Annotated in this window: 22 protein-coding genes, 3 tRNA genes and 2 pseudogenes; 16 read left to right on the forward strand and 11 right to left on the reverse strand. The window is 60.6% G+C overall.

Features of this window, described 5'->3' with window-relative positions; translation table 11 throughout:
- Positions 1-7 precede the first annotated feature (7 nt).
- Together lpxH and EL191_RS10780 are read right to left on the reverse strand one after the other, a co-directional pair.
- Positions 8-736 carry a UDP-2,3-diacylglucosamine diphosphatase gene (gene lpxH / locus EL191_RS10775; RefSeq protein WP_041978747.1) on the reverse strand — a complete coding sequence of 243 codons (729 nt, stop codon included), beginning with the start codon at positions 734-736 and terminating at the stop codon, positions 8-10.
- 4 nt (positions 737-740) lie between these two features.
- The gene (locus tag EL191_RS10780; protein ID WP_013715257.1) at positions 741-1,238 is read right to left on the reverse strand and encodes a peptidylprolyl isomerase; all 498 of its coding nucleotides are present in this window, start codon (positions 1,236-1,238) and stop codon (positions 741-743) included.
- A gap of 158 nt (positions 1,239-1,396) precedes the next feature.
- On the opposite strand from EL191_RS10780, the gene EL191_RS10785 reads away from it, so the two are divergent.
- Both EL191_RS10785 and cysS read left to right on the forward strand, forming a co-directional pair.
- Positions 1,397-3,061, forward strand: a complete 1,665-nt coding sequence (locus EL191_RS10785; RefSeq protein WP_041978750.1) for a glutamine--tRNA ligase/YqeY domain fusion protein — start codon at positions 1,397-1,399, stop codon at positions 3,059-3,061.
- A complete protein-coding gene (gene cysS / locus EL191_RS10790; RefSeq protein WP_041978752.1) occupies positions 3,061-4,446 on the forward strand; it encodes a cysteine--tRNA ligase in 1,386 nt (461 codons plus the stop codon). The genes EL191_RS10785 and cysS overlap by 1 nt, the downstream gene beginning before the upstream one ends.
- Before the next feature lie 42 nt (positions 4,447-4,488).
- On the opposite strand, the gene EL191_RS10795 is transcribed toward cysS, so the two are convergent.
- Positions 4,489-5,439, reverse strand: coding sequence for a LysR family transcriptional regulator (locus EL191_RS10795; protein ID WP_041978754.1), 951 nt, complete (start codon positions 5,437-5,439; stop codon positions 4,489-4,491).
- A 120-nt stretch (positions 5,440-5,559) separates the two neighbouring features.
- Between EL191_RS10795 and EL191_RS10800 the strand changes: the two are divergent.
- Positions 5,560-6,308, forward strand: a pseudogene (locus EL191_RS10800) (3-oxoacyl-ACP reductase family protein).
- Between the two features lie 51 nt (positions 6,309-6,359).
- Here the strand turns inward: EL191_RS10800 and ampC are convergent.
- The 7 genes and pseudogenes from ampC to EL191_RS10835 all read right to left on the reverse strand — a co-directional run bounded on the left by ampC (position 6,360) and on the right by EL191_RS10835 (position 12,952).
- A complete protein-coding gene (ampC, locus tag EL191_RS10805; RefSeq protein WP_041978756.1) occupies positions 6,360-7,496 on the reverse strand; it encodes a class C beta-lactamase in 1,137 nt (378 codons plus the stop codon).
- A gap of 12 nt (positions 7,497-7,508) precedes the next feature.
- A pseudogene (locus tag EL191_RS10810) lies at positions 7,509-7,634 on the reverse strand (Lrp/AsnC family transcriptional regulator); the annotation flags it as partial.
- A gap of 133 nt (positions 7,635-7,767) precedes the next feature.
- A complete protein-coding gene (locus EL191_RS10815) occupies positions 7,768-8,493 on the reverse strand; it encodes a DUF1353 domain-containing protein (protein WP_041978759.1) in 726 nt (241 codons plus the stop codon).
- The gene (locus EL191_RS10820; RefSeq protein WP_041978762.1) at positions 8,490-8,756 is read right to left on the reverse strand and encodes a hypothetical protein; all 267 of its coding nucleotides are present in this window, start codon (positions 8,754-8,756) and stop codon (positions 8,490-8,492) included. The genes EL191_RS10815 and EL191_RS10820 overlap by 4 nt, the downstream gene beginning before the upstream one ends.
- A gap of 7 nt (positions 8,757-8,763) precedes the next feature.
- Positions 8,764-9,917, reverse strand: a protein-coding gene (locus EL191_RS10825; protein WP_126403479.1) for an IS3 family transposase whose coding sequence is annotated in 2 segments (ribosomal slippage) — positions 8,764-9,671 and positions 9,671-9,917 — 1,155 coding nt in all. Because the reading frame shifts where the segments join, the coding sequence is not laid out codon by codon here.
- A 45-nt stretch (positions 9,918-9,962) separates the two neighbouring features.
- Entirely contained in the window at positions 9,963-10,847 is an 885-nt protein-coding gene (locus EL191_RS10830; protein ID WP_177491351.1) for a hypothetical protein, read from the reverse strand.
- Positions 10,848-11,122: 275 nt separating this feature from the next.
- On the reverse strand, positions 11,123-12,952 hold the full coding sequence (locus EL191_RS10835; protein WP_041979543.1) for a sigma-54-dependent Fis family transcriptional regulator: 1,830 nt from the start codon (positions 12,950-12,952) through the stop codon (positions 11,123-11,125).
- A 259-nt stretch (positions 12,953-13,211) separates the two neighbouring features.
- Between EL191_RS10835 and EL191_RS10840 the strand changes: the two genes are divergently transcribed.
- Genes EL191_RS10840 through EL191_RS10865 form a run of 6 tightly spaced genes read left to right on the forward strand, consistent with a single transcriptional unit; the run spans position 13,212 to position 19,151 of the window.
- Positions 13,212-14,306 (forward strand): ABC transporter ATP-binding protein, encoded by a 1,095-nt coding sequence (locus tag EL191_RS10840; RefSeq protein WP_041979542.1) that lies wholly within the window; start codon positions 13,212-13,214, stop codon positions 14,304-14,306.
- Positions 14,306-15,403 (forward strand): ABC transporter ATP-binding protein, encoded by a 1,098-nt coding sequence (locus EL191_RS10845; RefSeq protein ID WP_041979541.1) that lies wholly within the window; start codon positions 14,306-14,308, stop codon positions 15,401-15,403. Before EL191_RS10840 ends, EL191_RS10845 begins: the two co-directional genes overlap by 1 nt.
- On the forward strand, positions 15,400-16,263 hold the full coding sequence (locus tag EL191_RS10850) for a carbohydrate ABC transporter permease (RefSeq protein ID WP_013715269.1): 864 nt from the start codon (positions 15,400-15,402) through the stop codon (positions 16,261-16,263). Before EL191_RS10845 ends, EL191_RS10850 begins: the two co-directional genes overlap by 4 nt.
- An 8-nt stretch (positions 16,264-16,271) precedes the next feature.
- Positions 16,272-17,072 (forward strand): carbohydrate ABC transporter permease, encoded by an 801-nt coding sequence (locus EL191_RS10855; protein WP_041979539.1) that lies wholly within the window; start codon positions 16,272-16,274, stop codon positions 17,070-17,072.
- Positions 17,073-17,084: 12 nt separating this feature from the next.
- A complete protein-coding gene (locus tag EL191_RS10860) occupies positions 17,085-17,357 on the forward strand; it encodes a DUF2160 domain-containing protein (protein WP_013715271.1) in 273 nt (90 codons plus the stop codon).
- Positions 17,358-17,408: 51 nt separating this feature from the next.
- A complete protein-coding gene (locus EL191_RS10865; RefSeq protein WP_017360739.1) occupies positions 17,409-19,151 on the forward strand; it encodes an ABC transporter substrate-binding protein in 1,743 nt (580 codons plus the stop codon).
- A 60-nt stretch (positions 19,152-19,211) separates the two neighbouring features.
- Here EL191_RS10865 and folD read toward each other — a convergent pair whose 3' ends face one another.
- Positions 19,212-20,066, reverse strand: a complete 855-nt coding sequence (gene folD, locus EL191_RS10870) for a bifunctional methylenetetrahydrofolate dehydrogenase/methenyltetrahydrofolate cyclohydrolase FolD (RefSeq protein ID WP_041979537.1) — start codon at positions 20,064-20,066, stop codon at positions 19,212-19,214.
- A gap of 269 nt (positions 20,067-20,335) precedes the next feature.
- On the opposite strand from folD, the gene EL191_RS10875 reads away from it, so the two are divergent.
- The 7 genes from EL191_RS10875 to lon all read left to right on the forward strand — a co-directional run bounded on the left by EL191_RS10875 (position 20,336) and on the right by lon (position 26,775).
- Positions 20,336-20,412 (forward strand) — tRNA-Arg (locus tag EL191_RS10875).
- A gap of 38 nt (positions 20,413-20,450) precedes the next feature.
- Positions 20,451-20,526, forward strand: a tRNA-His gene (locus EL191_RS10880).
- Positions 20,527-20,582: 56 nt separating this feature from the next.
- Positions 20,583-20,667 (forward strand) — tRNA-Leu (locus EL191_RS10885).
- A 127-nt stretch (positions 20,668-20,794) separates the two neighbouring features.
- Positions 20,795-22,105: a trigger factor gene (gene tig, locus EL191_RS10890; RefSeq protein ID WP_017360740.1), complete on the forward strand. Its 1,311-nt coding sequence runs from the start codon at positions 20,795-20,797 to the stop codon at positions 22,103-22,105.
- A gap of 94 nt (positions 22,106-22,199) precedes the next feature.
- Positions 22,200-22,841 carry an ATP-dependent Clp endopeptidase proteolytic subunit ClpP gene (gene clpP / locus EL191_RS10895; protein ID WP_013715328.1) on the forward strand — a complete coding sequence of 214 codons (642 nt, stop codon included), beginning with the start codon at positions 22,200-22,202 and terminating at the stop codon, positions 22,839-22,841.
- 107 nt (positions 22,842-22,948) lie between these two features.
- Positions 22,949-24,229: an ATP-dependent Clp protease ATP-binding subunit ClpX gene (clpX, locus tag EL191_RS10900; RefSeq protein ID WP_041979536.1), complete on the forward strand. Its 1,281-nt coding sequence runs from the start codon at positions 22,949-22,951 to the stop codon at positions 24,227-24,229.
- Between the two features lie 149 nt (positions 24,230-24,378).
- Positions 24,379-26,775, forward strand: a complete 2,397-nt coding sequence (lon, locus tag EL191_RS10905) for an endopeptidase La (protein ID WP_041979534.1) — start codon at positions 24,379-24,381, stop codon at positions 26,773-26,775.
- Positions 26,776-26,826: the final 51 nt, after the last annotated feature.

Below are 26,826 nucleotides of genomic sequence, written 5' to 3' on the forward strand. Positions count from 1 at the left end.
AACAGGGTCAGGCAGGAGTCAACTCGAACGGCGCCTGGTTGAAGCCCGTTTCGTCGACCTGCAACGCCCAGCCCTGACGATCCCAGTCGCCCAGCACGATGCGCCGTGCCGGTTGTCCGTTCACTTCCAGTTCATGCACCGCTGGCCTATGGGTATGACCATGGATCAGTGTGCGCACGCCGTGCTCGGTCATTACCCTGACCACTTCCTCGGGCGTGACATCGACGATGTCGCTGGCCTTCATCCGCGTTTGCGCTCGGCTTTCGTTGCGCAGCTTGCTCGCCAATTTCTGCCGGGTGCTCAGCGGCAGATTGCGCAGAATCAGCAGCGAGAGCGGGTTACGCAGCCAGCGGCGTAGCTTCATGTAGCCGACATCCAGGGTGCACAGGCTGTCGCCGTGCATGAGTAGAACCGACCCGCCGCCCATCTGCACTTTGTGCGGATCGCTCAGCAGGGTGCTGCCCGCTTCGCGGCAGAAGCGCTTGCCGATAAGAAAGTCGCGATTGCCGTGCATTAGGTAGATGCGCGTGCCGGCTTCGCTCAGTTCGCGCAGGGCGCCAGCGATCTCGTGCTGGAAGGGCGTCATGCCGTCGTCGCCGATCCAGACTTCGAAGAAGTCGCCGAGGATGTACAACGCCTCGGCCTGACGTGCACGGGTGGCGAGAAAAAGCAGAAACGCCCGGGTGATGTCCGGGCGTTTCTCTTCGAGATGCAGATCGGAGATCAGCAGGATCATCGACTTACTCGGCTACGACTTCGGCCTTCTCGATGATCACGTCGTCGACCGGTACATCCTGGTGGCCCGCTTTCATGGTGGTGGCCACGCCCTTGATCTTCTCGACCACGTCCATGCCTTCCACCACTTCACCGAATACGGCGTAGCCCCAGCCCTGCACGGTCGGTGCGCTGTGGTTGAGGAAGCTGTTGTCGGCGACGTTGATGAAGAACTGCGCGCTGGCCGAGTGCGGCTCCATGGTGCGGGCCATGGCGATGGTGCCGACCTTGTTGGCCACGCCGTTGTTGGCTTCGTTCTTGATCGGCGCGCGGGTCGGCTTCTGCTTCATGCCCGGCTCGAAACCGCCGCCCTGGATCATGAAGTTGCCGATTACGCGGTGGAAAATGGTGCCGTCGTAATGGCCTTCCTTCACGTATTGCTCGAAGTTGGCCACGGTTTCCGGGGCCTTGTCGGCGAACAGGTTCAGGGTGATGACGCCGTGGTTGGTGTGCAGTTTGATCATGATCGTATCCGTGATGAGGCAGGTTCGAGCCGCTGGCTCGTGGGTGAACGGCCCTGACAGGGTGGCATGCACCCTGTCAGGGGCTTGACAGGTTGGTTATGATACGGACTTTGCCCGAGGCGGCCTACCCGTGCCGCGCCAGTATTGTTAAGGACACCATGAGCAAGCCCACCGTCGAAAAAGCTGCCAACTTCCTGCGCCCCATCGTCCAGGCCGATCTGGACAGCGGCAAGCACGCCCAGATCGTGACCCGCTTTCCGCCGGAGCCCAACGGCTACCTGCACATCGGCCATGCCAAGAGCATCTGCCTGAACTTCGGCCTGGCCGAAGAGTTCGGCGGCCAGTGCAACCTGCGTTTCGACGACACCAACCCGGCCAAGGAAGACCAGGAATACATCGACGCGATCAAGGCCGATGTCGAATGGCTGGGCTTCAAGTGGGCCGGTGAGGAGCGCTATGCCTCCAATTATTTCGATCAGTTGCATGCCTGGGCCGTCGAGCTGATCAAGGCCGGCAAGGCCTTCGTCTGCGACCTCAATGCCGAAGAAATGCGCGAGTATCGCGGCAGCCTGACCGAGCCGGGCAAGAACAGCCCGTTCCGCGAGCGTAGCGTCGAGGAAAACCTCGACCTGTTCGCCCGCATGAAGGCCGGCGAGTTCCCCGACGGCGCGCGTTCGCTGCGCGCCAAGATCGACATGGCCTCGCCGAACATCAATCTGCGTGACCCGATCCTCTACCGCATCCGCCATGCCCATCACCACCAGACCGGTGACAAGTGGTGCATCTACCCGAGCTACGACTTCACCCATGGCCAGTCCGATGCCATCGAGGGCGTGACCCACTCCATCTGCACCCTGGAGTTCGAGGATCACCGCCCGCTGTACGAGTGGTTTCTGGAGAACCTGTCGGTGCCGGCGCAGCCGCGTCAGTACGAATTCGCGCGCCTGAACCTGAACTACACCATCACCAGCAAGCGCAAGCTCAAGCAGCTGGTCGACGAGAAGCACGTCAACGGCTGGGACGACCCGCGCATGTCGACGCTCTCGGGCTACCGCCGTCGTGGCTATACGCCGGCATCGATCCGTACCTTCTGCGACATGATCGGCGTCAACCGCGCCGGCGGGCTGGTGGATATCGGCATGCTGGAATTCGCCATCCGCGAAGACCTGGACGCCAACGCCTCGCGCGCTATGTGCGTGCTCAAGCCGCTCAAGGTGGTGATCACCAACTACCCGCAAGGCCAGGTCGAAAACCTGGAGCTGCCGCGCCATCCCAAGCAGGACATGGGCACCCGCGTGCTGCCGTTCTCCCGCGAGATCTACATCGACGCCAGCGACTTCGAGGAAACCCCGCCGGATGGCTACAAGCGCCTGATCCCTGGTGGTGAAGTGCGCCTGCGTGGCAGTTACGTGATCCGCGCCGACGAAGCCATCAAGGACGCCGCCGGCAATATCGTCGAGCTGCGCTGCTCCTACGACGAGAACACCCTGGGCAAGAACCCGGAAGGCCGCAAGGTCAAGGGCGTGATCCACTGGGTGCCGGCCGCGGAGAGCGTCGAGTGCGAAGTGCGCCTGTATGACCGCCTGTTCCGCTCGGCCAATCCAGAGAAAGCTGAAGAGGGCGGCAGCTTCCTCGACAACATCAACCCGGATTCGCTGGTGGTGCTCACCGGCTGCCGCGCCGAGCCGTCGCTGGCCAAGGCCGACGCTGACGACCGCTTTCAGTTCGAGCGTGAGGGTTACTTCTGCCTGGACAAGGATTCGACCGCCGATACGCTGGTGTTCAACCGTACCGTCACGCTGCGCGATTCGTGGGGTCAGTAATGGCACTGTCGATTTACAACACGCTCAGCAAGGTCAAGGAACCCTTCAAGCCGCTCGAAGGCAACAGCGTGCGCATGTACGTGTGTGGCATGACCGTTTACGACTTCTGCCACATCGGCCACGCCCGCGTGATGGTTGCCTTCGACGTGGTCACTCGTTGGCTGCGTCAGCGCGGCTATGACGTGACCTACGTGCGCAACATCACCGATATCGACGACAAGATCATCAAGCGTGCCAACGAAAACGGCGAACCGTTCGAGGCGCTAGTCGAGCGCATGATCGCCGCGATGCACGAGGACGAAGGTCGCCTGAATGTGCTGCGCCCGGACATCGAGCCGCGCGCTACCGGGCATATCGTCGGCATGCACCAGATGATCCAGACCCTGATCGACAAGGGCTATGCCTACGCGCCGGGCAATGGCGACGTGTACTACCGCGTCACCAAGTTCGAGACCTACGGCAAGCTGTCGCGCCGCAAGATCGACGAGCTGAAGATCGGTGCGCGTATCGAAGTCGACGAAGTCAAGGAAGACCCGCTGGACTTCGTGCTCTGGAAAGCCGCCAAGCCGGGCGAGCCGAGCTGGGAGTCGCCCTGGGGCAAGGGGCGGCCAGGCTGGCATATCGAGTGCTCGGTGATGTCCACCTGCTGCCTGGGCGAGACCTTCGACATTCACGGCGGTGGCCCTGACCTGGTGTTCCCGCACCATGAGAACGAGATCGCCCAGAGTGAGGCGGCCACCGGCAAGCAGTACGCCAATGCCTGGATGCACGCCGGCGCAGTGCGCGTGGATGGCGAGAAGATGTCCAAGAGCCTGGGCAACTTCTTCACCATCCGCGAGGTGCTGGAAAAGTACCACCCGGAGGTAGTGCGCTACCTGCTGGTATCCAGCCACTACCGCAGCCCGATCAACTATTCGGAAGAGAGCCTCAAGGAAGCCAAGGGCGCCCTGGAGCGCTTCTACAACGGCCTCAAAGGTTTGCCGGAAGCGGCGCCAGCCGGCGGCGAGGCGTTCGTCGAGCGTTTCGGCGCAGCGATGGACGACGATTTCAACTCGCCGGAAGCCTGCGCGGTGCTGTTCGAGATGATCCGCGAGGTCAACCGCCTGCGTGAGTCCGACCTGCAGGCCGCTGCCGGCCTGGCCGCGCAGCTCAAGCAACTGGCCGGCGTGCTCGGTGTGTTGCAGCTGGAGCCGGATGCCTTCCTCCAGGCCGGTGCTGCCGGCAAGGTCGATGCCGCCGAAGTCGAGGCGCTGATCGCCGCGCGCCTGCAGGCCCGTGCCGACAAGAACTGGGCGGAAAGTGACCGTATCCGCGACCAGCTCACTGCCATGGGTGTGGTGCTGGAAGACGGTAAGGGCGGCACCACCTGGCGTCTGGCCGAGTAAGTGCTGCGCTGAATGACAAAGGCCGCTTTCCAGCGGCCTTTGTCATTTCTGGGATAAGTACTCGTGCGGTTTGCGAGCGTCGAAACGCTCCGCCCAGCGGTGTTCACGAAATCGCTCGACGATGAAATCGATGAATACCCGCGTCTTGGCCGGCAGCAGCTTCTGCGCGCTGAAGTACAGGCTCAGGCTGCCGGTATCGACGTACCAGTCCGGTAATACCCGCTGCAGGCTGCGGCGTTGCAGATAGGGCAGCGCATGGACGGTGCTGACCAGGGTGATGCCAAGGCCTTGCTGGGCGGCATGGCAAGCCGCCTCGGGATCGTTCATGGTCATGCGCTGCTTCAGTTCGAGGGTGGATTGTTGGTCGTCACGCGTACACAGTGGCCAGCTGCGCACACGACCCGTCTGCGGCGAGCGGATGAGGATGCCGTCATGCTGCGTCAGATCCTCTGGTCGCGTAATAGGAGCGTGCCTGGCGAGATAGGCCGGAGCTGCCAGCAGCACTCGGTGGGCAGGCGCCAGTTGGCGGGCAATCGCGCCGGGCGGCAATTCGAAGCCGCCGCCGATGGCCGCGTCGAAACCTCCACCGATGAGGTCGACGGCACGGTTGTCGAAGTGCCAGTCCGGGGTGATCGCCGGGTAGCGGGCGAGGAAATCGGTCAGGTGCGGCAGGATATAGTCGCGACCAAAGGCTACACCCATGCTCACCTTCAACGTACCCGCAGGTTGCCCCTGGCTGCTCGCCAGGTTCGCCACCGCGCCCTGAATGCTCGCAAGGCCGCCGCTCACTTCCGCCAGAAAGCGTTCGCCGGCTTCGGTCAGCGTCAGGCGTCTGGTGCTGCGCAGGAACAGGCGCACGCCGAGACTGGACTCCAGACGGGCAACGTTCTTGCCAACGGCTGCCGGGGACAAGCCCAGGCGTCGCGCGGCTTCGGCAAAGCTGCCAGCCTCGGCGGTACGGACGAAGCTTTCGATGCTGCTGAGGGTTTCCATAGGCGCTTCATAAACCTTTGGTATCGACTGAATATCACAATTGCCAGCTTATCGGTTTTGAATCTCGGGTGAATACTGAGGGCGTGTTCCATTCAACCCCTCAGTTTCAGGAGATTTCCTATGAGCACTCAGAAAACCCTCGAAAACAAGGTCGCCTTCATCCAGGGCGGTTCCCGTGGCATCGGTGCTGCCATCGCTGTGCGCCTGGCAAAGGAAGGTGCGGCCGTTGCACTGACCTATGTTTCATCGGCGGCTGGTGCCCTCGATGTGGTGCGTGAGATCGAAGCCGCCGGCGGCCGCGCCATCGCCATCCAGGCCGACAGTCGTGACGAGCAGGCCATTCGCGGCGCCATCAGCCATACGCTGGATACCTTCGGTCGTCTCGATATCCTGGTGAACAATGCCGGTGTGCTGGCGGTAGCGCCGATCGATGAGTTCAGCATCGAGGACCTGGATCGCACCCTGGACGTCAACGTGCGCAGCGTGGTGATCGCCAGTCAGGAGGCAGCGCGGCGGATGAGTGAGGGGGGCGCATCATCACCATCGGCAGCACCAACGCCGAGCGTATGCCGTTCGCCGGTGGTTCGGTCTATGCGCTGAGCAAGGCTGCAGTGGCCGGGTTCACCAAGGGCCTGGCGCGTGACCTGGGGCCGCGCGGGATCACCGTCAACAACGTGCAGCCGGGCCCGGTGGATACCGACATGAACCCGGATCAGGGTGATTTCGCCGAGTCGCTGAAGCAGACCATGGCCCTGCCGCGCTATGGCAAGGCCGAGGAGATTGCCAGTTTCGTCGCCTATTTGGCCGGCCCCGAGGCAGCGTATATCACGGGGGCCAACCTGACCATCGACGGTGGTTTCTCTGCCTGACGAAGTTGGCGAGGGTAGGGGGCACCGTTCACGCCCCCTGCCAGGATTACGCTACGGCTTGATGGCCTCGAGCAGCTGCAGCGCCAGGCGTACGCGCTCGGCATTGGGGTAGTTGCGGTTGGCGAGTATCACCAGGCCGGTTTCACGCGCCGGTAGCAGCAGGATGTAGGCGCCGAAGCCATTGGTCGAACCCGTCTTGTTCAGCAGCAGGTCGCCATCGGCTGGTTTAGGTACGCTGAAGCGCTCCACTGTCTGGGGTTGCAGCGCCATTTCCGCTGAGTTGCCGGCTTGCAGTTTCTCCAGGCTGATGGGATAGGCGTAGCGCTCCCAGCCCAGCGCCTGAGTCATATCGCCGACCTGATAGTAGCCACGATGTGTGGCGCTGATAGCCTGGCGCAGCGGTGCAGGCAGCCGCTCCGGATGCAGGTTGGCGTCGATGAAACGCAGCATGTCGGCGGCCGTGGACTTCAAGCCGTAAGCCTCGGCGTCCAGTGCGCCGGGGTTTACCCGCACAGCCTTGTTGTCGCGGTAGCCCCAGGCGTAACGCTTCATCTGTTCGGACGGTATGCGGATGTAGCTTTCCTGCATGCCCAGTTGCGGCAGCAGATCCTTTTCCACCAGCTGCTGAAACGGCTCGGCCAGGCTGGCAGCTGCCAGGTGACCGAACAGGCCGATGCTGGGGTTGGAGTACAGGCGCTGCGTACCTGGTGGGTAGACCGCCTGCCAGTTGCGGTAGTAATCGAGCATCTGCTGTTCATTGCTGACTGCATCTGGGAACTGCAGCGGTAGGCCGCCCGCTGTGTAGGTGGCCAGATCCAGCAGGCTGATGTGGTCGAAGGCGCTGCCGCGCAGGGCTGGCAGGTACTGGCTGGTGTTGTCGCTGAGGTTCAGCGTGCCGCGGGCTTCGGCGTAGGCGCCGAGGGTGGCGGTGAACAGTTTGCTGATCGAACCCAGCTCGAACAGGGTGTGGCGATCCACGGCCCTGCCGCTTTCGCGGGATGCGACGCCGTACTCGAAGAAATGCGACTGCCCCTTGTGGCTGATGGCAATGGCCATGCCGGGGATGGCGTAGGCGTGCATCATCGGTTTCACGGCAGCATCGACTGCCTGGTTCAGTTCGGCGAAAGCCGCCTGACTGCTGAGGCACAGGCCGAGCGTGACGAGCAGCGGGCGTAGGGATGAGCGCATGATCGTTCCTTGTCAGTTCATCGGGGGCAGTCGGCGGGGAACCGAGGTCTTCTTGACGATGGCGGTATTGGTTTCGGCGTAGTCGTTGATGTGAGCGGGCACTCCGCCGAGTGGTTCCATGGAGCGAACGTGCAGGCGGCGTCTGCCAGTGAGCATGCCCCCGGGATTGACGTCGTGGCGTTCCGGTTCACGGTTTTCCTGCAATGGAAGGCGTGACCGAGGTGGTGGCGCGCGGCCGTGCGGATACTACACCCGTCTTTTCAGTAAAGGGCTACCTGTGCGGGTGGATATTTGGATCGTCGGGGCCTGTGGGCGAGTAGCTGGAGCCTCGCATCAGAAAGAAATCACCGGGTTTATCCATTTTTGCTCTTGCCTCGATCTCCTCTATGCGCATGTCGGGATTCTGTTCGAGGGCTTTCATCATCTTTTCTATGTTTTCCCGGGCTCTGGTCGTCAGAAACTCATCGCCTTCCCAGCGTTGGCTGGTAGACGAGAGACTGTTGATGCAGTTCTGACCGCAGTATGTTCCTGGCACTAGCTCGACCCAGTGAGGGCCGAAAGCATAGACCGCGTAATACATGGTCTTCGCTTTAACCTTGCCGATCTGCAGGTCGGTGAGGGCGTCATAGAACATGCGATGGGTCTGCCTCCAGCTCCGTACTCTGTTTTCCTCGTAGCAGTAGTGGTCATGGATCACGGCAGCCTTCAGGTAAGAACTGTCGTAAGCATCTCCGATGATAGGTTGTGCCCATTCGGGAATGGAGGCTCCGTCCGTTGTGCCGGATTGGTGCTTGCCTTCTTGCCAATCGTCTGCCTGCCAGACTAGGCCATTCGGGTCTTTGTACGTCAGCGGCGCTCCGAGCTTGCAGATTCGCCCCGATGTTTGCTGGCAGCCTTCAGGCAGAAGAATCAGCTCTCCAGTGAACTCGCCTGCGCGTGTGGTAGCGGTCGTGAGCAGGAGGGCTGCCAATAGCCACTTAATGTGCGAGCGACTCATGGTTTGCTGCCTTTGGCGTGCGCGTTTCTGGCGTCTTCGATTGCCTTTGGCAGGGCTTCCAGGTAGTGGATCGCGGCGTTTTTGTCCTTGCTCAATTGTTCGAGAAACTGCGCCGCTTTGGCTGAGGTGTCTTGCGTCAAGGCCTGGTCATGATCTTCACGAGAGACGCGTACGAGTAACCAGGAGCGATCCTTGTAGAGTCGATAAGGCTGATCAGGCGCATCTTTTATCCCCAGCAGAGGGTTGTATTTGCCCTGGCTCACACGGGTTCTACCCCATTTCCACGGACGGTTTGAAAAGGGCTGAAAACTTCAGATCTTGCCGGGCGACTCTACGACGCATTCGTGGGTTATGGAACCGCTCGATGTAGTCGAAGAGATCCGCTCGTGCCTCATCGCGAGTTCGATACGACTGATGGGCAACCCGCTCCCGTTTGAGCTGACCGAAGAAACCCTCACAAGCAGCGTTGTCGCCGCAATGCCCGACGGCACTCATGCTGCACACCAACGTGTTGCGGTTGAGAAAGCGCTGGTAGTCAGCACTGGTGAATTGGCTACCGCGATCCGAATGCAGGATCACTGACCAGTCACCCTGGCGCTGCCAGATTGCCATCTCCACTGCACGGATCACCATTTGCCGATCCTGGCGGTGATGCATCGACCAACCGATCACCAGCTTGCTGTACAGGTCGAGCACTACGCACAGGAAGAGTTTGCCTTCCAGTGTGGCTATTTCCGTGATGTCCGTGACCCACTTGCGCTCTGGTTCCTGTGCAGTGAAATCGCGCTCCAGGAGGTTTTTCACGCCTGCTGGGCGGCCACTGGCGACTCTTCCAAAGCCACGTCGTTTCCGGCGTGGCCAGCCTTGAATTCGCTCAGCCGCCATCAGGCGAGCAACTCGGTTCAGGCTGACGACTTCGCCCTCGTCGAGCAAATCCTCGTGCATTCGTGGCGCTCCAATCACGCCCCGGCTGTCCTCGTGAATCTCCCGAATGCGCTTCACCAAGCGCGCATTCTCCTGAGCTCGCGCGCTTGGTTCACGATCCTGCCAGGCGTAATAGCCGCTGGCAGAAACCTTCAGGCAACGGCACATCAATCGTACCGGGTACTCGTTGCGGCAGCGCTGGATCATCGTGTACCGCTCGATGACTCCTTGGCAAAGTACGCTGCCGCGTCTCTTAAAAAATCACGTTCCTTGGTTACTCGGGCCAACTCGCGCTTGAGACGGGCAAGCTCCTCATCCCGCGGACTTCCCGTTCCAGGAAAGGCTTTCTCAGTGCTTGGTTGCGCCTCCCGCACCCAGCGTGTGAGCAGGTTGGGGGCAACACCAATCTCCAAGGCCACCTGCCGGCAGCTCGCCCCTGAACGACGAACCAGTTCGATGGCTTCCCGCTTGAACTCAGGACTGTATTTCTTGCGCTTCATGAACACTCCTTCAGCTCGGTGTGAGCTTACTCGAAAGTGTCCGTGCTAACGGGGTAGAACCCCACGAAGTTTCTCAAAAGGTGGGAGCTGGTTACGGTTTTCTTCTCGAACGATGACGTAGTAACCCTCTCGCAGGGGCGCGTGGTGAGTGAGGCGCTTCCTGGCGGTCGTGCTGCCTTTTTTCGTCAGCCCGGAGTAGGGCGGGTCGAATTCGACCTGATAGCGAAGTTCGACGTCATCGCCGTTGGCGCCTAGCATCGCCCCTCCAAGGGTATTCAAGAGATTGAGTACCGGAGTCCCCGGGGCATAGGCTGCGCTGCCGATCTTGGCCAGCTCCTGAAGCAGTTGACGGCTTTGGGCGCTTTCGTCGTTGTCCAGTTCGAGAATTGCCCAGTCCATGAAGAACGACCCACCCTCGTAGGTCTTCGGACCATAGACGGGAATGTTCAATGCGTTGATGAGCTGGCCACTTTCTCGGATGTCTTCGTTGTAATAAACAATTCGTCCGTTGCGTTGTATGTCCGCGGGGTTGAACGTCAGCCCTGTCACCCCGTCGTTGCGCTCTCCCGCATTGACGATGATGGCGATCTCCCCGCGCGTGTAGTTGGCGAATCCAGGCAGGCTGGTATTGCCATCGCCGCCTTCACAAGGCAAGGCGCCTGCATTGCTTCTGGATAACCAGTCCTTGGGGTCGCTACTTTCGCGGAAGTCGCAAATGTATGCCGAAATCAACTTGATGGAAAACGCTTCTCCCTTTTCGATGGGATGGTCGTTAGCCCGAGGATTTCTGCCTGGATCGGGAATGAATATGCTGCGAATGTGCTTGCCGTCGGGTGAGTGCGCTATCTGTGTCGCGCCTTCGTTGTGATGGAGACCCTGTGTGCAGCCCGCCAGTGCCAGCAGGATCGGTGCGCAGATGCAGTGCTTCAAGAGTCTTCGTTCCATCGCTTGTGGCATCCCTGTATGTGGAGGTCTCAGGGAAAAGCTAGATGAGATTTGACTGATTGCAATGTGCCATAAGCGAGGAGCGTATTCGCGGGCTCTGCTTTATCCCCGGGGCGACCCTGAAAAAAGTATTCATGGCCACTTTCGAGAAGGCGGGAGTCCTGGCATTTCATGCCCTCTGGATGATTTCCCTACGGGGGCGCAAGCGCAGCTTGGCGCTGGAACCGCTGCCTGTGCGGGAATGACGACTGTTCCAGGCGCTAGGTCTTCAGCCCCTGTTCGCGCAAACGCTTGTACAGGGTATTGCGGCTTAGGCCGAGGTGACGGGCGAGGTAGGAGATATTGCCGCCGCAAGCCTGGTACTGGCTGGCCAGATCATCGGACTCGAGATGCGTTGGCAGGGGTACCTCCGTTGGCAGGTCGAGGAAGAAGTCGTCAGGCAGGTGCTCGGCGCGGATGGGCTGGTCGTCGGCCATGGCCAGTGCCACTTGCAGCACGCTGCTGAGCTGGCGCAGGTTGCCGGGCCAGGGGTGATGCTGGAACAGCTCCAGCACTTCGCGGCTGATGCCCGCGCGCTGGTGGGGTTCGCGGTGCTGCTCCCAGAGTTTCTGGAACAGTGCCTGCTTGTCGCTGCGCTCACGCAGTGGTGGCAGTTCCAGATTCAGGCCGCTGATGCGGTAATACAGGTCGGCGCGGAACTGGCCGCTGTCGACATCCTGGCGCAGTGGGCGATTGGTGGCCGAGACCAGGCGCACATCCACCGGGTGCAGCTCGCTGCTCCCCAGTGGTTGCACGCAGCGCTCCTGCAGCACGCGCAGCAGCCGCGCCTGTACGCGCAGCGGCATGTCGCCGATTTCGTCGAGAAACAGGGTGCCCTTGTGCGCCTTGCGGATCAGCCCGACATGGCCTTTCTGGCTGGCGCCGGTGAAGGCGCCTTTCTCGTAGCCGAACAATTCCGACTCCACCAGTTCCGCCGGAATGGCGGCGCAGTTGACCGCGATAAAGGGCTGGCTGGCGCGCGAGCTAGCCTGGTGCAGTGCCTTGACGAAAACCTCCTTGCCGGCCCCCGTTTCGCCCTGAATCAGGATCGGAATGTCCTTCTCCAGCAGGCGTTCGGCCTGGCGGATGGCCTTGTCCATGCGTGCGTCACCCATGCTCAGTGCATGCAGATGAGGCTCTTGTGGCGTGCTCTGCGCGACCTGCGGGCGGAAGTCGCGAGGCTGAATGGGGGCCGGTCGGGCAGGGCGTCGTACCTGTGCGTGAAAGCGATAGTGGCTGCTGGTGCGCAGGCTGAACGGCTGGCCCTCCGGCTGGTTGAGCAACTGCTGTAGAGGCACGTCGAACAGTTGCTCGATGGCACCGTAGGTCAAAGGTTGGCCCAGCAGATTGTCAGCGCGGCGGTTGGCCGACACCACGTGGCCCTGTTCGTCGAACACCACCAGGCCGGCCCATGGGCTGTCGAGGTTGTCGAGGCTGGTATTGAAGCTGAGCAGATGGTACTGGTCGGAAAATAGTTTGAGGATCAGGCGGTTCTCCACCGACTGGCTCATCATCTTGACCATGCCCAAGGTGTGCGCAGGCGGCAGGTAGCTGTCGCTGGACACATCGAGCACGGCGATCATGCGCCGTTGTTCGTCGAAGATCGGCGAGGCCGAGCCGGTCATGAAACGGTTGGCCTTGAGGAAATGCTCGTCGTGCTGGATATGCACGGCCTGGCCGCAACTGAGCGCGGTGCCGATGGCGTTGGTGCCGGTGTAGCGCTCCAGCCAACTGGCGCCGGCGACGAAGCCGGCGGCCTGACGCGGTTCGATGAAGCGCTGGTCGCCCCAGGATTGCAGCAGCCGGCCCTGCTCGTCGGCGAGCATGATCAGGCAGTTGGAGTTGGACAGAATGGTGCCGTAGTAAGGCAGCACTTCCTGGTGGGTGGTCTGCACCAGGGCCTGGCGGCTTTCCAGCAGGGCCGAAAGTTCGCCGGCAGGCGGTGGGTCGAAGCGCGGCGGGCTCTGATGGGTCAGGCCATAGTCACGACAGCGCGACCAGGACTCCTGGATGAGGGTGTCGTGCGCCGGGGCGCGGGCAGCTTCTGTCATAGATGATCTCTTCTTGTTGGTTCGCGATCTGCGCCGCGATCGGTCCAGTTTCGTTCAAGCCTGTTCAAAGTCAACGAACGAATTGTTCAGTTGTTCACATTTGACTGTTCAAAAGTGTTCAGTGGAATACCAGCGTGCTAATGAGCTTGAATGGATTTTTTGATTTATATCAAAGGGGTACGTCTGATTTTTGGGCGCTGGCACGCTTGTCGCTATCGATGTTCGCAACCGAATGGCACGACAAGAAAAAGGACAGGCCATGTCGCTCAAGCTCGAACACGTCACCCGTATCGTCGACGGCCAGGTGCATATCGACGATGCCTGCCTGAGTTTTGAACCGGGTTCCTTCAACGTCTTGCTCGGCCGCACCCTGGCCGGTAAGACCAGCCTGATGCGCCTGATGGCCGGTCTGGATCGGCCCAGCAGCGGCCGGGTGCTGATGAACGGCGCCGATGTCACCGGCGTACCGGTGCGCCAGCGCAACGTGTCGATGGTCTATCAGCAGTTCATCAACTACCCGACCCTGACGGTGTTCGAGAACATCGCCTCGCCGCTGCGCCAGGCCGGTGTGGCCAAGGAGCAGATCGTCGAGAAGGTCGAGACCACCGCGCGCATGCTGCGCATCGAGAAACTGCTGTCGCGCTATCCGCTGGAACTGTCCGGCGGCCAGCAGCAGCGCACGGCCATGGCCCGGGCGCTGGTTAAGGATGCTTCGCTGATTCTCTTCGACGAGCCCCTGGTCAACCTCGACTACAAGCTGCGTGAAGAGCTGCGCCAGGAAATGCGCGAGCTGTTCCAGGCGCGCCACACCATTGCCGTCTATGCCACCACCGAGCCCAATGAGGCGCTGGCCCTGGGCGGCACCACCACCATCCTGCACGAGGGGCGGGTGGTGCAGAGCGGCAAGACTGCCGAGGTCTACCACCGTCCGCAGCAGGTGCTGGCTGCCGAGCTGTTCTCGGAGCCGGCGATCAACCTGATGCCGGGGCGTATCAGCGGCTCCGAGGTGAGCTTCGCCGACTGCGTGCACTTTCCGCTCAATCCCGATCTGCGCGGCATCGCCGAGGGCGAGTACCGCTTCGGTGTGCGCCCCAGCCATATCGGCCTGGTGCCGTCCAACGACGATGACCTGGAGCTGGCGGTAACGGTTGAGCTGGCTGAGATCAGCGGCTCGGAAACCTTCCTGCATGTGCGCAACGAGCAATTCGTACTGGTACTGCACCTGCCGGGCGTGCACGAGTATGCGGTCGATACGCCGATCCTGATCTACATCCCGACCCACAAGCTGTTCGTCTTCGCTGCCGATGGGCAGTTGGTGCAGGCGCCCAGTCGTCGTCAGGGGAGGGCCGCCTGATGGCCGAGATTCGCTTGCACAACCTTGCGCACAGTTACAGCGGCACGCCGAAATCGCCGGAAGATTACGCAATCCGCGAGATGAACCATATCTGGCAGCAGGGTGGTGCCTATGCGCTGCTGGGGCCGTCGGGCTGCGGCAAGTCGACGTTGCTCAACATCATCTCCGGTCTCCTCAGCCCATCGCAGGGTGAGGTGCAGTTCGACGGCAAGGCGGTCAACACGCTGTCGCCGCAGCAGCGCAACATCGCCCAGGTTTTCCAGTTTCCAGTGGTCTACGACACCATGACGGTGTTCGACAACCTGGCCTTCCCATTGCGCAACCAGGGCATGGATGAGGCGCGGGTGATGAGCAAGGTGCATGAGATTGCCGAGGTGCTGGAGTTGCACCCGCTGCTGCACAAGAAGGCGCGCAACCTCACCGCCGACGAGAAGCAGAAGGTCTCCATGGGCCGTGGCCTGGTGCGTGACGACGTCTCGGCGATTCTCTTCGACGAGCCGCTGACGGTGATCGACCCACACCTGAAGTGGAAGCTACGGCGCAAGCTCAAGCAGATCCACGAGCAGTTCAACATCACCATGGTCTACGTCACCCACGATCAGTTGGAGGCTTCCACCTTCGCCGACAAGATCGCGGTGATGTACGGCGGGCAGATCGTCCAGTTCGGTACGCCACGCGAGTTGTTCGAGCGCCCCGGCCATACCTTCGTCGGCTATTTCATTGGCAGCCCAGGGATGAATCTGATCGACGTGCAGCGCTGCGAGGGCGGTGTGCGCTTCGCCGGTACCGTGCTGCCGCTTTCCGACGCGCTCAACCAGCGCCTGGTCGAACTGGATGGCAAGCGTCTGCAGGTCGGTATCCGTCCCGAGTTCGTACACGTCTGGGACGGTGCATACGAAGACGCGCTGTGTGGCCGCGTGTTGCACGTCGAGGATCTCGGCACTTACAAGATCCTCACCTTCGACCTTGACGGCCAGGTGCTCAAGGTGCGCTTGCAGGAGGATCAGCCCGTGCCGCGCGAGCAGGTGTACCTGAGTTTTCCGGCGCAGTGGCTGATGCTCTATGCCGACGACTATCTGGTGGAGGTGGCGCCATGAAGGTGCAGAACAACAAGGCCTGGTGGCTGGTGCTGCCGGTGTTCCTGCTGGTGGCCTTCAGCGCCATCGTGCCGATGATGACGGTGGTCAACTACTCGGTGCAGGACATCTTCGACCCGGCCACGCGCTACTTCGTCGGCGTCGACTGGTATCGCCAGGTGCTGCAGGACCCACGCCTGCACGACTCATTGCTGCGTCAATTTATCTTCTCCGCCTGCGTGCTGCTGATCGAGATTCCGCTAGGGATCGCTATCGCTCTGTGCATGCCGACGCGCGGGCGCTGGGCCTCGCTGTGTCTGATCCTGATGGCCATTCCGCTGCTGATCCCGTGGAACGTAGTGGGCACCATCTGGCAGATTTTCGGTCGCGCCGATATCGGCCTGATGGGCTGGGCGCTGAACAGTCTGGGCATTAGCTACAACTACGCTGCTAACACCATGGATGCTTGGGTGACGGTGCTGATCATGGACGTCTGGCACTGGACCTCGCTGGTGGCGCTGCTGTGCTACTCAGGCCTGCGCGCCATTCCCGACGTCTATTACCAGGCGGCGCGCATCGACCGTGCGTCGAACTGGGCGGTGTTCCGCCATATCCAGTTGCCCAAGCTGAAAAGCGTGCTGCTGATCGCGGTGATGCTGCGCTTCATGGACAGCTTCATGATCTACACCGAGCCCTTCGTGCTCACCGGCGGCGGGCCGGGCAACGCTACCACCTTCCTCAGCCAGACCCTGACGCAAATGGCTGTCGGCCAGTTCGATCTGGGCCCGGCGGCGGCGTTCTCGCTGGTGTACTTCCTGATCATCCTGCTGGTGTCCTGGCTGTTCTACACCGCCATGACCCACGACGACAAAACCCGTTGAGGTCGACCATGACGCTGCGCAAACGCCTGGTACTGCTGATCTACTTCCTGTTCCTGCTGGTGCCGATCTACTGGCTGCTGAACATGTCGTTCAAGAGCAATACCGAGATTCTCGGTGGGCTCAGCCTGTGGCCGCAGAATTTCACTCTGGACAACTACCGGGTGATCTTCACCGACCGTAGCTGGTACGAGGGTTACCTCAATTCGCTGTACTACGTCAGCCTCAATACCCTGATCTCGCTGAGCGTGGCGCTGCCGGCGGCTTATGCTTTCTCGCGCTATCGTTTCCTCGGCGACAAGCACCTGTTCTTCTGGCTGCTGACCAACCGCATGGCGCCGCCAGCGGTGTTCCTGTTGCCGTTCTTCCAGCTGTATTCGTCCATCGGCCTGTTCGACACCCATATCGCCGTGGCGCTGGCGCACTGCCTGTTCAACGTGCCGTTGGCGGTGTGGATTCTCGAGGGCTTCATGTCCAGCGTGCCCAAGGAGATCGACGAGACCGCCTATATCGACGGCTACAGCTTCCCGAAATTCTTCGTGAAGACCTTCATCCCGCTGATCCGCTCCGGTATCGGCGTCACCGCCTTCTTCTGCTTCATGTTCTCCTGGGTCGAACTGCTGCTGGCGCGCACCCTGACCTCGGTGGACGCCAAGCCCATCGCGGCGGTGATGACCCGTACCGTGTCGGCCTCGGGTATCGACTGGGGCGTGCTCGCCGCTGCCGGGGTGCTGACCATCATCCCGGGGATGCTGGTGATCTGGTTCGTTCGCAACCATGTGGCCAAGGGCTTCGCCCTGGGTCGCGTGTAAGGGAGGTTCATCATGAGCTGGATGGCCTGGACTCTGCCGACCGCGCTGTTCTTCGGCTGCATCGCCGTGCTGCTGGCCGGTATGACGCTGGTCGAGTTGCGCTGGCCCTGTGTCGAGCGCAAGGGTTTTCTGCCGATCACCACCACCCGGGGTGATCGGCTGTTTATCGGTCTGCTCGGCAGCGCCTACCTGCATCTGCTGGTAATCGGCGTGACCGACTGGAGCGTGTGGATAGCGTCGCTGCTATCACTGTTGTGGTTGTGCGCAGTCATGCGCTGGGGCTAAGCCGGGCTGCCGCCGGTATGCCTCTCCCCATATCCTGAGATGGAGGTCTCTATGTTCGACAATAACAACAAGACCCGACATAGCATGGCGTTGGCCGCCTTGCTGGCGTTGTCCGGTTTGAGCGGTGCGGCCTGGGCGGATGCCTATGAAGAGGCCGCGAAGAAATGGATTGCCGATGAGTTCAACCCCTCGACCCTGACCCCGGAGCAGCAGCTCGAGGAGCTGAAATGGTTCATCAAGGCTGCCGAGCCGTTTCGTGGCATGAACATCAATGTCGCCTCGGAAACCCTGACCACCCATGAATACGAGTCCAAGGTCCTAGCGAAGGCCTTCAGTGAAATCACTGGCATCAAGCTCAAGCATGACCTGATGCAGGAAGGCGATGTGGTCGAGAAACTGCAGACGCAGATGCAGTCCGGCAAGAACATCTACGACGGCTGGGTCAACGACTCGGACCTAATCGGTACCCACTTCCGCTATGGCAAGGCGGTCTCGATCACCGACATGATGGCTAACGAAGGCAAGGATTTCACTTCGCCGACTCTCGATCTTGACGACTTCATCGGCCTGTCCTTCACCACCGGGCCGGACGGCAAGGTTTATCAGTTACCCGATCAGCAGTTCGCCAACCTCTACTGGTTCCGCGCTGACTGGTTCGAGCGTCCGGAGCTGAAGGCCAAGTTCAAGGAAATCTACGGCTACGAGCTGGGCGTGCCGGTGAACTGGTCAGCCTATGAGGACATTGCTGAATTCTTCTCGGTACACGTCAAGGAAATCGACGGTAAACGCGTCTATGGCCACATGGACTACGGCAAGAAAGATCCGTCGCTGGGCTGGCGCTTCACCGATGCCTGGTTCTCCATGGCCGGCGGCGGCGACAAGGGGCTGCCCAACGGCCTGCCGGTGGACGAGTGGGGCATTCGCGTCGACGGCTGCCGGCCGGTAGGTTCCAGTGTCGCCCGTGGTGGTGATACCAACGGGCCGGCGGCGGTGTTCGCCACGCAGAAATACGTCGATTGGATGCGACAGTACGCGCCGCCGGAAGCGCAGGGCATGACCTTCTCCGAATCCGGCCCGGTGCCGGCGCAGGGCGCCATCGCTCAGCAGATCTTCTGGTACACCGCTTTTACCGCCGATATGACCAAGCCGGGCCTGCCGGTGGTCAACGACGATGGCACGCCGAAATGGCGTATGGCACCGTCGCCCAAGGGCCCGTACTGGGAGGAGGGCATGAAGCTCGGTTATCAGGACACCGGCTCCTGGACCTTCCTCAACTCGACGCCGGAGAAGCAGCGCCTGGCCGCCTGGCTCTATGCGCAGTTCGTCACCTCCAAGACTGTGTCGTTGAAGAAGACCCTGGTCGGGCTGACGCCGATTCGCGAGTCGGACATCAACTCGCAGGCGATGACGGACGTAGCGCCCAAGCTGGGTGGTCTGGTGGAGTTCTACCGCAGTCCGGCACGTGTGCAATGGACGCCGACCGGCACCAACGTGCCTGACTATCCACGTCTGGCTCAGCTCTGGTGGCAGTTCATCGCCGAGGCCGCCAGCGGTGACAAGACGCCGCAACAGGCGCTCGATGGCCTGGCCGCAGCGCAAGACACCATGCTTGGTCGTCTGGAACGCTCAGGTGTGCTGGGCGAGTGCGGGCCGAAGCTGAACGAACCGCGTGATCCGCAATACTGGTTCGATCAGCCGGGTGCACCGAAACCCAAGTTGGCCAACGAGAAACCCAAGGGCGAAACCATCGCCTACGATGAGCTGCTCAAATCTTGGGAGCAGGCGCGTAACTGATCCAAGTAGCAGAAACGACAACGGCACCCTCGGGTGCCGTTGTTCGTTGTGCAGCGCTGCTTATTTATGCAGATGCTCGGCTGCGTGCAGGGTGTTTTCCAAGAGGCCTGCGCGAGTCATCGGGCCTACGCCACCCGGAACCGGAGTGATCCAGCCGGCGCGGGGCAGGGCGGCATCAAAGGTCACATCGCCGACCAGCTTGCCATCTTCCTGGCGGTTGATGCCAACATCGATGACGATAGCGCCTGGCTTGATCCACTCACCCTTGACCAGGCCCGGCTTGCCGGCTGCGACCACGACGATGTCGGCCTGGCCAACATGGTGGGCCAGATCCTTGGTGAAACGGTGGGTAACGGTTACCGTGCAGCCTGCCAGCAGCAGCTCCATGGCCATCGGCCGGCCAACGATATTCGAGGCGCCGACTACCACGGCATGCAGGCCGTAGAGGTCAACGCCAGTGCTTTCCAGCAGCGTCATGATGCCTTTCGGCGTGCATGGGCGTAGCAGCGGCATGCGCTGGGCCAGGCGGCCAATGTTGTAGGGGTGGAAGCCGTCCACGTCCTTGTCTGGGCGAATACGCTCGAGCAGCAGCGAGGAATCCAGGTGCTCCGGTAGCGGCAGCTGTACCAGAATGCCGTCGATGGTCGGGTCTTCGTTGAGCTCGTCGATCAACGCGAGCAGGTCGGCCTGGCTGGTTTCGGCTGGCAGGTCATAGGCGCGGGAAACAAAGCCGACTTCTTCGCAATCCTTGCGTTTATGTGACACATAGACCTGGGAGGCGGGATCGGTACCAACCAGGATTACGGCCAGGCCTGGCGCGCGAAGGCCTTGTTGGCGGCGTTCGGCGACACGTTGGGCAATCTGCTGGCGGAGGCGGGCGGCGATCGCCTTGCCGTCGATCAGTTGTGCGGTCATTGCGCTGGTTAACCATTAATAAGGATGAAAAAAGGACGCGCATTCTCGCATGGGTGTTCACTCGGGCAAAGGCGCCTGCCGTCGATTTAGCGTAACTCCTTTAAATCGCTGAATTTTTTTGAAAATTTCTGTTGACGAGGTTCGGAGGCGTCTATAATATTCGCCCCGCTTCTCAGGAACAGCCACTCGCTGGGTGAGACGGCAAAAGCCAAGTCCTCGTGGCAAGGCTGGAGTCGAAAGCTTCTAAGTCTGCGCTAGCAGATGGATAAGCGCCCGTAGCTCAGCTGGATAGAGCATCCGCCTTCTAAGCGGATGGTCGCAGGTTCGAGTCCTGCCGGGTGCGCCATTTGGCGGTCAGGCAATTTGAGTAAGCAATGCAATATGGTGGGCGTAGCTCAGTTGGTAGAGCACAGGATTGTGGCTCCTGGTGTCGTGGGTTCGATTCCCATCGTCCACCCCATATTCCAAAGCGCCAGGCCAAAAGCCTGGCGTTTTTGTTTTAAGCTGCAAAGCCACGCGGACGTGGTGAAATTGGTAGACACACCAGATTTAGGTTCTGGCGCCGCAAGGTGTGAGAGTTCGAGTCTCTCCGTCCGCACCATCTTACAAATCCTCCCGCATTCACGCCTGCTTCTAGGGTGACTTCTTAATATTGACCCTCTAGAATGCTTGGCCTTGAATTCGGGGCCGGTTCGAGCCGGCTTTTGTCTGTGCAACGAGGAATATCCATGCAAGTTTCTGTTGAAAGCACTTCTGCTCTTGAGCGCCGCATGACCGTCGGCGTACCCGTCGAGCGCATCGAGACTGAAGTCAACAAGCGTCTGCAACAGACTGCCCGTCGTGCCAAGGTTCCTGGCTTCCGTCCTGGCAAGGTGCCGATGAGCGTTATCCGTCAGCGTTACGAAGACGCTGCTCGTCAGGAAGCGCTGGGCGACCTGATCCAGGCGACCTTCTATGAAGCCGTGGTCGAGCAGAAGCTGAACCCGGCAGGTGCTCCGGCTGTCGAGCCGAAGTCCTTCGAGAAGGGCAAGGACCTGGAGTACGTTGCTACTTTCGAAGTATTCCCCGAGTTCGAGGTTTCCGGTTTCGACTCCATCGCCATCGAGCGCCTGCAGGCTGACGTGGCCGACAGCGATGTCGACAACATGCTGGATATCCTGCGCAAGCAGAACACCCGTTTCGAAGCTGTTGAGCGTGCTGCCGAGAATGGCGACCAGCTGAACATCGATTTCGTCGGCAAGATCGACGGCGAAGCCTTCGCAGGCGGCAGCGCCAAGGGCACTCAGCTGGTGCTGGGTTCCGGTCGCATGATCCCGGGCTTCGAAGACGCCCTGGTCGGTGTCAAGGCCGGTGAAGAGCGCGTGATCAACCCGACCTTCCCCGAGGACTACCAGAACCTCGACCTGGCCGGCAAAACCGCCGAGTTCACCGTCACCGTGAACAGCGTTTCCGCGCCGCAACTGCCTGAACTGAACGATGAATTCTTCGCCCTGTTCGGTATCAAGGAAGGCGGTCTGGAAGGTTTCCGCGCCGAAGTTCGCAAGAACATGGAGCGCGAGCTGCGTCAGGCCATCAAATCCAAGGTCAAGAACCAGGTAATGGACGGCCTGCTGGCTGCCAACCCGGTCGAGGTGCCGAAGGCGCTGATCGGTAACGAAGTGAACCGTCTGCGCGTGCAGGCCGTTCAGCAGTTCGGTGGCAACATCAAGCCTGACCAGCTGCCGGCCGAGCTGTTCGAAGAGCAGGCCAAGCGTCGCGTGGTGCTGGGTCTGATCGTCGCCGAGGTGGTCAAGCAGTTCGACCTGAAGCCTGACGAAACCCGCGTGCGCGAGCTGATCGAAGAAATGGCTTCGGCTTACCAGGAGCCCGAGCAGGTCGTGGCCTGGTACTACAAGAACGACCAGCAGATGAACGAAGTACGTTCGGTTGTACTGGAAGAGCAAGTTGTAGATACTGTTCTGCAGAAGGCCAACGTGACCGACAAAGCGGTTTCCTACGAAGACGCAGTCAAGCCGGCGGAAGCTCCTAAAGCCGACTGATCTGGTAACCTCGTTCGAGTACACCACCATAAGCCAGCCTCCGTGCTGGCTTATGTGTATTTGAGACATGACTATTAGGGAGTGAGCGCAAGACATGTCCCGCAATCCTTTTATGCAAAACATGCCTGAAATCCAGGCCGCTGGCGGCCTGGTGCCGATGGTCATCGAGCAATCTGCTCGTGGCGAACGTGCCTATGACATCTACTCGCGTCTGCTCAAGGAGCGCGTGATCTTCATGGTCGGCCAGGTCGAGGACTACATGGCCAACCTGATCTGCGCCCAGCTGTTGTTCCTGGAAGCAGAGAACCCGGACAAGGACATCCACCTGTACATCAACTCACCAGGTGGTTCGGTGACCGCTGGCATGGCGATCTACGACACCATGCAGTTCATCAAGGCGGACGTATCCACCACCTGCATCGGTCAGGCTTGCAGCATGGGTGCGTTCCTGCTGGCTGGCGGCGCCAAGGGCAAGCGTTTCTGCCTGCCGAACTCGCGCGTGATGATTCACCAGCCGCTGGGCGGCTTCCAGGGGCAGGCTTCGGACATCGAGATCCATGCCAAGGAAATCCTCTTCATCCGTGAGCGCCTGAACGAACTGCTGGCTCATCACACCGGTCAGAGCCTGGAAACCATCGAGCGTGACACCAACCGCGACAATTTCATGAGCGCTTCGCGTGCCGTGGAGTATGGTCTGGTCGATGCGGTGCACGAAAAACGTCAAATGCCGGTCTAGATGAGGCGCCGGCTGCGGGCATGCTTCATTGACGCGACTTGCGCCCTTGAAAATGCCCGCATTTGCCTTCATCTTGTGTTTCAAGCCTACCGTATTGGATTGATCGAATGACTGACACCCGTAACGGTGAGGACAACGGCAAACTGCTTTATTGCTCCTTCTGCGGCAAAAGCCAGCATGAAGTGCGCAAGTTGATCGCCGGTCCTTCCGTCTTCATCTGCGACGAATGCGTCGACCTGTGCAACGACATCATCCGCGAGGAGGTGCAGGAAGCCCAGGCTGAGAGCAGCGCGCACAAACTCCCGGCACCCAAGGAAATCAGCGCTATCCTCGATCAGTACGTGATCGGCCAGGAACGCGCCAAGAAGGTGCTGTCGGTAGCGGTGTACAACCACTACAAGCGTCTGAACCAGCGCGACAAGAAAGACGATGTCGAGCTGGGCAAGAGCAATATCCTGCTGATCGGTCCGACCGGTTCGGGTAAGACGCTGCTGGCCGAAACGCTGGCGCGCCTGCTCAATGTGCCGTTCACCATCGCTGACGCCACCACCCTGACCGAAGCCGGTTATGTGGGTGAGGACGTCGAGAACATCATTCAGAAGCTGCTGCAGAAGTGCGATTACGATGTCGAGAAGGCCCAGATGGGCATCGTCTACATCGACGAAATCGACAAGATCTCGCGCAAATCCGACAACCCGTCGATCACTCGTGATGTGTCGGGTGAGGGCGTGCAGCAGGCGCTGCTCAAATTGATCGAGGGCACTGTTGCTTCGGTTCCGCCGCAGGGCGGGCGCAAGCACCCGCAGCAGGAATTCCTGCAGGTCGATACGCGTAACATCCTGTTCATCTGCGGTGGTGCCTTTGCAGGCCTGGAGAAAGTCATCCAGGCCCGCTCCACCAAGGGCGGCATTGGTTTCGGTGCGGAAGTGCGCAGCAAGCAGGAAGGCAAGAGGATCGGCGAATCCCTGCGTGAAGTCGAGCCGGACGATCTGGTCAAGTTCGGCCTGATTCCCGAGTTCGTCGGCCGTCTGCCGGTGATTGCCACGCTTGAAGAGCTGGACGAGGCTGCACTGGTGCAGATTCTCACAGAGCCGAAGAACGCACTGACCAAGCAGTACGCCAAGCTGTTCGAGATGGAAGGCGTGGACCTGGAGTTCCGCTCCGATGCGCTGAAGTCCGTGGCGCAGAAGGCGCTGGAGCGCAAAACCGGTGCACGTGGCCTGCGTTCGATCCTCGAGGGCATTCTGCTCGACACCATGTACGAGATCCCGTCCCAGCAGGACGTGAGCAAGGTGGTGATCGACGAGAGCGTCATCGAAGGCACCTCCAAGCCGCTATTGATCTACGAGAACAGCGAGCCGCCGGCGAAGGCCGCGCCAGACGCCTGACGGCTGTCACACGATGCAAAGAAGGGGCCCCGCGGGCCCCTTCGCTTTTCTGGACATTGCGCTTGTTTTTTACGGGAGCTACCCCCATCTTAAAAGCCAAGGGTAATCCCGCCTGTTTACGGCCTTATGGCCGCCGCTGAGCCGAAATCATGAAGACAACCATCGAATTGCCTCTCCTGCCATTGCGCGATGTAGTGGTCTATCCGCACATGGTCATCCCGCTTTTCGTCGGGCGTGAGAAATCCATCGAGGCCCTCGAGGCTGCGATGACGGGCGACAAGCAGATTCTGCTGGTGGCCCAGAAAAATCCGGCCGTCGATGATCCGGATGACCAGGATCTGTATCGCGTTGGCACCATTGCCACTGTCCTGCAATTGCTCAAGTTGCCTGACGGCACCGTCAAGGTGCTGGTAGAGGGTGAGCAGCGAGGCTCCATCGAGCGTTTCATCGAGCTCGACGATCATTGCCGCGCCGAAGTGCAGTTGATCGAGGAGGGCGAGACCGCCGAGCGCGAGTCCGAGGTCTTTACTCGTAGCCTGCTCAGCCAGTTCGAGCAGTACGTGCAGTTGGGTAAGAAGGTTCCGGCCGAAGTGCTGTCCTCGCTCAACAGCATCGATGAGCCCAGCCGCCTGGTCGATACCATGGCCGCGCACATGGCGCTGAAGATCGAGCAGAAGCAGGAAATCCTCGAAATCACTTCGCTATCCGCCCGCGTCGAGCATGTGCTGGCGCTGCTGGATGCCGAGATCGACCTGCTGCAGGTCGAGAAGCGTATCCGTGGTCGCGTGAAGAAGCAGATGGAGCGCAGCCAGCGGGAGTACTACCTGAATGAGCAGATGAAGGCCATTCAGAAGGAGCTGGGCGACATCGACGAAGGTCACAACGAGATCGATGAGCTGAAGAAGCGTATCGACAACGCCGGTCTGACCAAGGAGGCGCTGACCAAGGCCAATGCGGAGCTGAACAAGCTCAAGCAGATGTCGCCGATGTCCGCTGAGGCCACCGTGGTGCGTTCCTATATTGACTGGTTGGTGAACGTGCCGTGGAAAGCCGAGAGCAAGGTGCGCCTCGACCTGGCGCGCGCCGAGAGCATCCTCGATGCGGACCATTACGGTCTGGAGGAGGTCAAGGAACGCATCCTCGAGTACCTTGCCGTGCAGAAGCGGGTGAAGAAGCTCAAGGGGCCGGTGCTGTGCCTGGTAGGTCCACCCGGCGTAGGCAAGACCTCGCTGGCCGAGTCCATTGCCACTGCCACCAACCGCAAGTTCGTACGTATGGCGCTGGGCGGTGTGCGTGACGAGGCCGAGATACGTGGTCACCGTCGCACCTATATCGGCTCCATGCCGGGTCGTTTGATTCAAAAGATGACCAAGGTGGGTGTGCGCAATCCGCTGTTCCTGCTCGATGAAATCGACAAGATGGGCCAGGACATGCGTGGTGATCCTGCGTCTGCGCTGCTCGAAGTGCTCGATCCGGAGCAGAACCACAACTTCAACGATCACTATCTGGAGGTCGATTACGACCTGTCTGATGTGATGTTCCTCTGTACCGCCAACTCGATGAACATCCCCGGTCCGCTTCTGGATCGCATGGAGGTCATCCGTCTGCCGGGTTACACCGAGGACGAGAAGGTCAATATCGCCATCAAGTACCTGGCGCCCAAGCAGATCAAGGCCAATGGCCTGAAGAAGGGCGAGCTGGAATTCGATGAGGCGGCGATCCGCGACATCATTCGCTACTACACCCGCGAGGCGGGCGTGCGCAGTCTGGAGCGGCAAATCGCCAAGGTATGCCGCAAGGCGGTCAAGGAGCATGCCGGCGAGAAGCGCTTCCAGGTGCGGGTGACGGCCGAGTCGCTGGAGCACTTCCTGGGCGTGCGTAAGCATCGCTATGGCCTTGCCGAGCAGCAGGATCAGATCGGTCAGGTGACCGGCCTGGCCTGGACCCAGGTGGGCGGTGAGCTGCTCACCATCGAGACGGCGGTGGTGCCAGGCAAGGGCGTGCTGATCAAGACCGGGTCGCTGGGCGACGTCATGGCAGAGTCGATGACGGCCGCCATGACCGTGGTGCGCAGTCGTGCAAAAAGCCTGGGGATCCCCGCTGATTTCAACGAGAAGCGCGACGTTCACATCCATATGCCTGAAGGGGCTACGCCGAAGGATGGTCCGAGTGCGGGTATCGGCCTGTGCACCGCGCTGGTCTCGGCGCTGACGCAGATTCCAGTGCGCGCCGATGTGGCCATGACGGGTGAAATCACCCTGCGGGGGCAGGTGCTGGCAATCGGCGGCTTGAAGGAAAAACTTCTGGCTGCTCATCGGGGTGGGATCAAGACTGTGATCATTCCCGAAGAAAATGTGCGTGATCTGAAAGAAATTCCGGAAAATATTAAGCAAGACCTGCAGATTAAACCGGTTAAATGGATTGACGAGGTCCTGCAAATTGCGCTGCAATACGCCCCGGAGCCCTTGCCCGATGCGGCTCCCGAGATGGTTGCAACGGATGACAAGCGCGAGACTGATTCCAAGGAGCGAATCAGCACGCATTAGCCGGGGGGCTTCCTTGACACAATTTTTGAGCCCTTGATATAAAGCGGCTCT

The organism is Pseudomonas mendocina, assembly GCF_900636545.1.
In the GTDB taxonomy this organism is placed as follows: domain Bacteria; phylum Pseudomonadota; class Gammaproteobacteria; order Pseudomonadales; family Pseudomonadaceae; genus Aquipseudomonas; species Aquipseudomonas mendocina.

What these genes read in the sequence shown, in the direction of transcription:
- lpxH (WP_041978747.1), bottom strand. Translation starts at nt 736, where the DNA reads ATGATCCTGCTGATCTCCGATCTGCATCTCGAAGAGAAACGCCCGGAC.
- clpP (WP_013715328.1), top strand. Translation starts at nt 22,200, where the DNA reads ATGTCCCGCAATCCTTTTATGCAAAACATGCCTGAAATCCAGGCCGCT.
- clpX (WP_041979536.1), top strand. Translation starts at nt 22,949, where the DNA reads ATGACTGACACCCGTAACGGTGAGGACAACGGCAAACTGCTTTATTGC.
- folD (WP_041979537.1), bottom strand. Translation starts at nt 20,066, where the DNA reads ATGACCGCACAACTGATCGACGGCAAGGCGATCGCCGCCCGCCTCCGC.
- EL191_RS10845 (WP_041979541.1), top strand. Translation starts at nt 14,306, where the DNA reads ATGGCCGAGATTCGCTTGCACAACCTTGCGCACAGTTACAGCGGCACG.
- cysS (WP_041978752.1), top strand. Translation starts at nt 3,061, where the DNA reads ATGGCACTGTCGATTTACAACACGCTCAGCAAGGTCAAGGAACCCTTC.
- EL191_RS10785 (WP_041978750.1), top strand. Translation starts at nt 1,397, where the DNA reads ATGAGCAAGCCCACCGTCGAAAAAGCTGCCAACTTCCTGCGCCCCATC.
- EL191_RS10780 (WP_013715257.1), bottom strand. Translation starts at nt 1,238, where the DNA reads ATGATCAAACTGCACACCAACCACGGCGTCATCACCCTGAACCTGTTC.
- EL191_RS10835 (WP_041979543.1), bottom strand. Translation starts at nt 12,952, where the DNA reads ATGACAGAAGCTGCCCGCGCCCCGGCGCACGACACCCTCATCCAGGAG.
- EL191_RS10860 (WP_013715271.1), top strand. Translation starts at nt 17,085, where the DNA reads ATGAGCTGGATGGCCTGGACTCTGCCGACCGCGCTGTTCTTCGGCTGC.
- EL191_RS10795 (WP_041978754.1), bottom strand. Translation starts at nt 5,439, where the DNA reads ATGGAAACCCTCAGCAGCATCGAAAGCTTCGTCCGTACCGCCGAGGCT.
- ampC (WP_041978756.1), bottom strand. Translation starts at nt 7,496, where the DNA reads ATGCGCTCATCCCTACGCCCGCTGCTCGTCACGCTCGGCCTGTGCCTC.
- EL191_RS10840 (WP_041979542.1), top strand. Translation starts at nt 13,212, where the DNA reads ATGTCGCTCAAGCTCGAACACGTCACCCGTATCGTCGACGGCCAGGTG.
- EL191_RS10855 (WP_041979539.1), top strand. Translation starts at nt 16,272, where the DNA reads ATGACGCTGCGCAAACGCCTGGTACTGCTGATCTACTTCCTGTTCCTG.
- EL191_RS10815 (WP_041978759.1), bottom strand. Translation starts at nt 8,493, where the DNA reads ATGAGTCGCTCGCACATTAAGTGGCTATTGGCAGCCCTCCTGCTCACG.
- tig (WP_017360740.1), top strand. Translation starts at nt 20,795, where the DNA reads ATGCAAGTTTCTGTTGAAAGCACTTCTGCTCTTGAGCGCCGCATGACC.
- EL191_RS10850 (WP_013715269.1), top strand. Translation starts at nt 15,400, where the DNA reads ATGAAGGTGCAGAACAACAAGGCCTGGTGGCTGGTGCTGCCGGTGTTC.
- EL191_RS10865 (WP_017360739.1), top strand. Translation starts at nt 17,409, where the DNA reads ATGTTCGACAATAACAACAAGACCCGACATAGCATGGCGTTGGCCGCC.
- lon (WP_041979534.1), top strand. Translation starts at nt 24,379, where the DNA reads ATGAAGACAACCATCGAATTGCCTCTCCTGCCATTGCGCGATGTAGTG.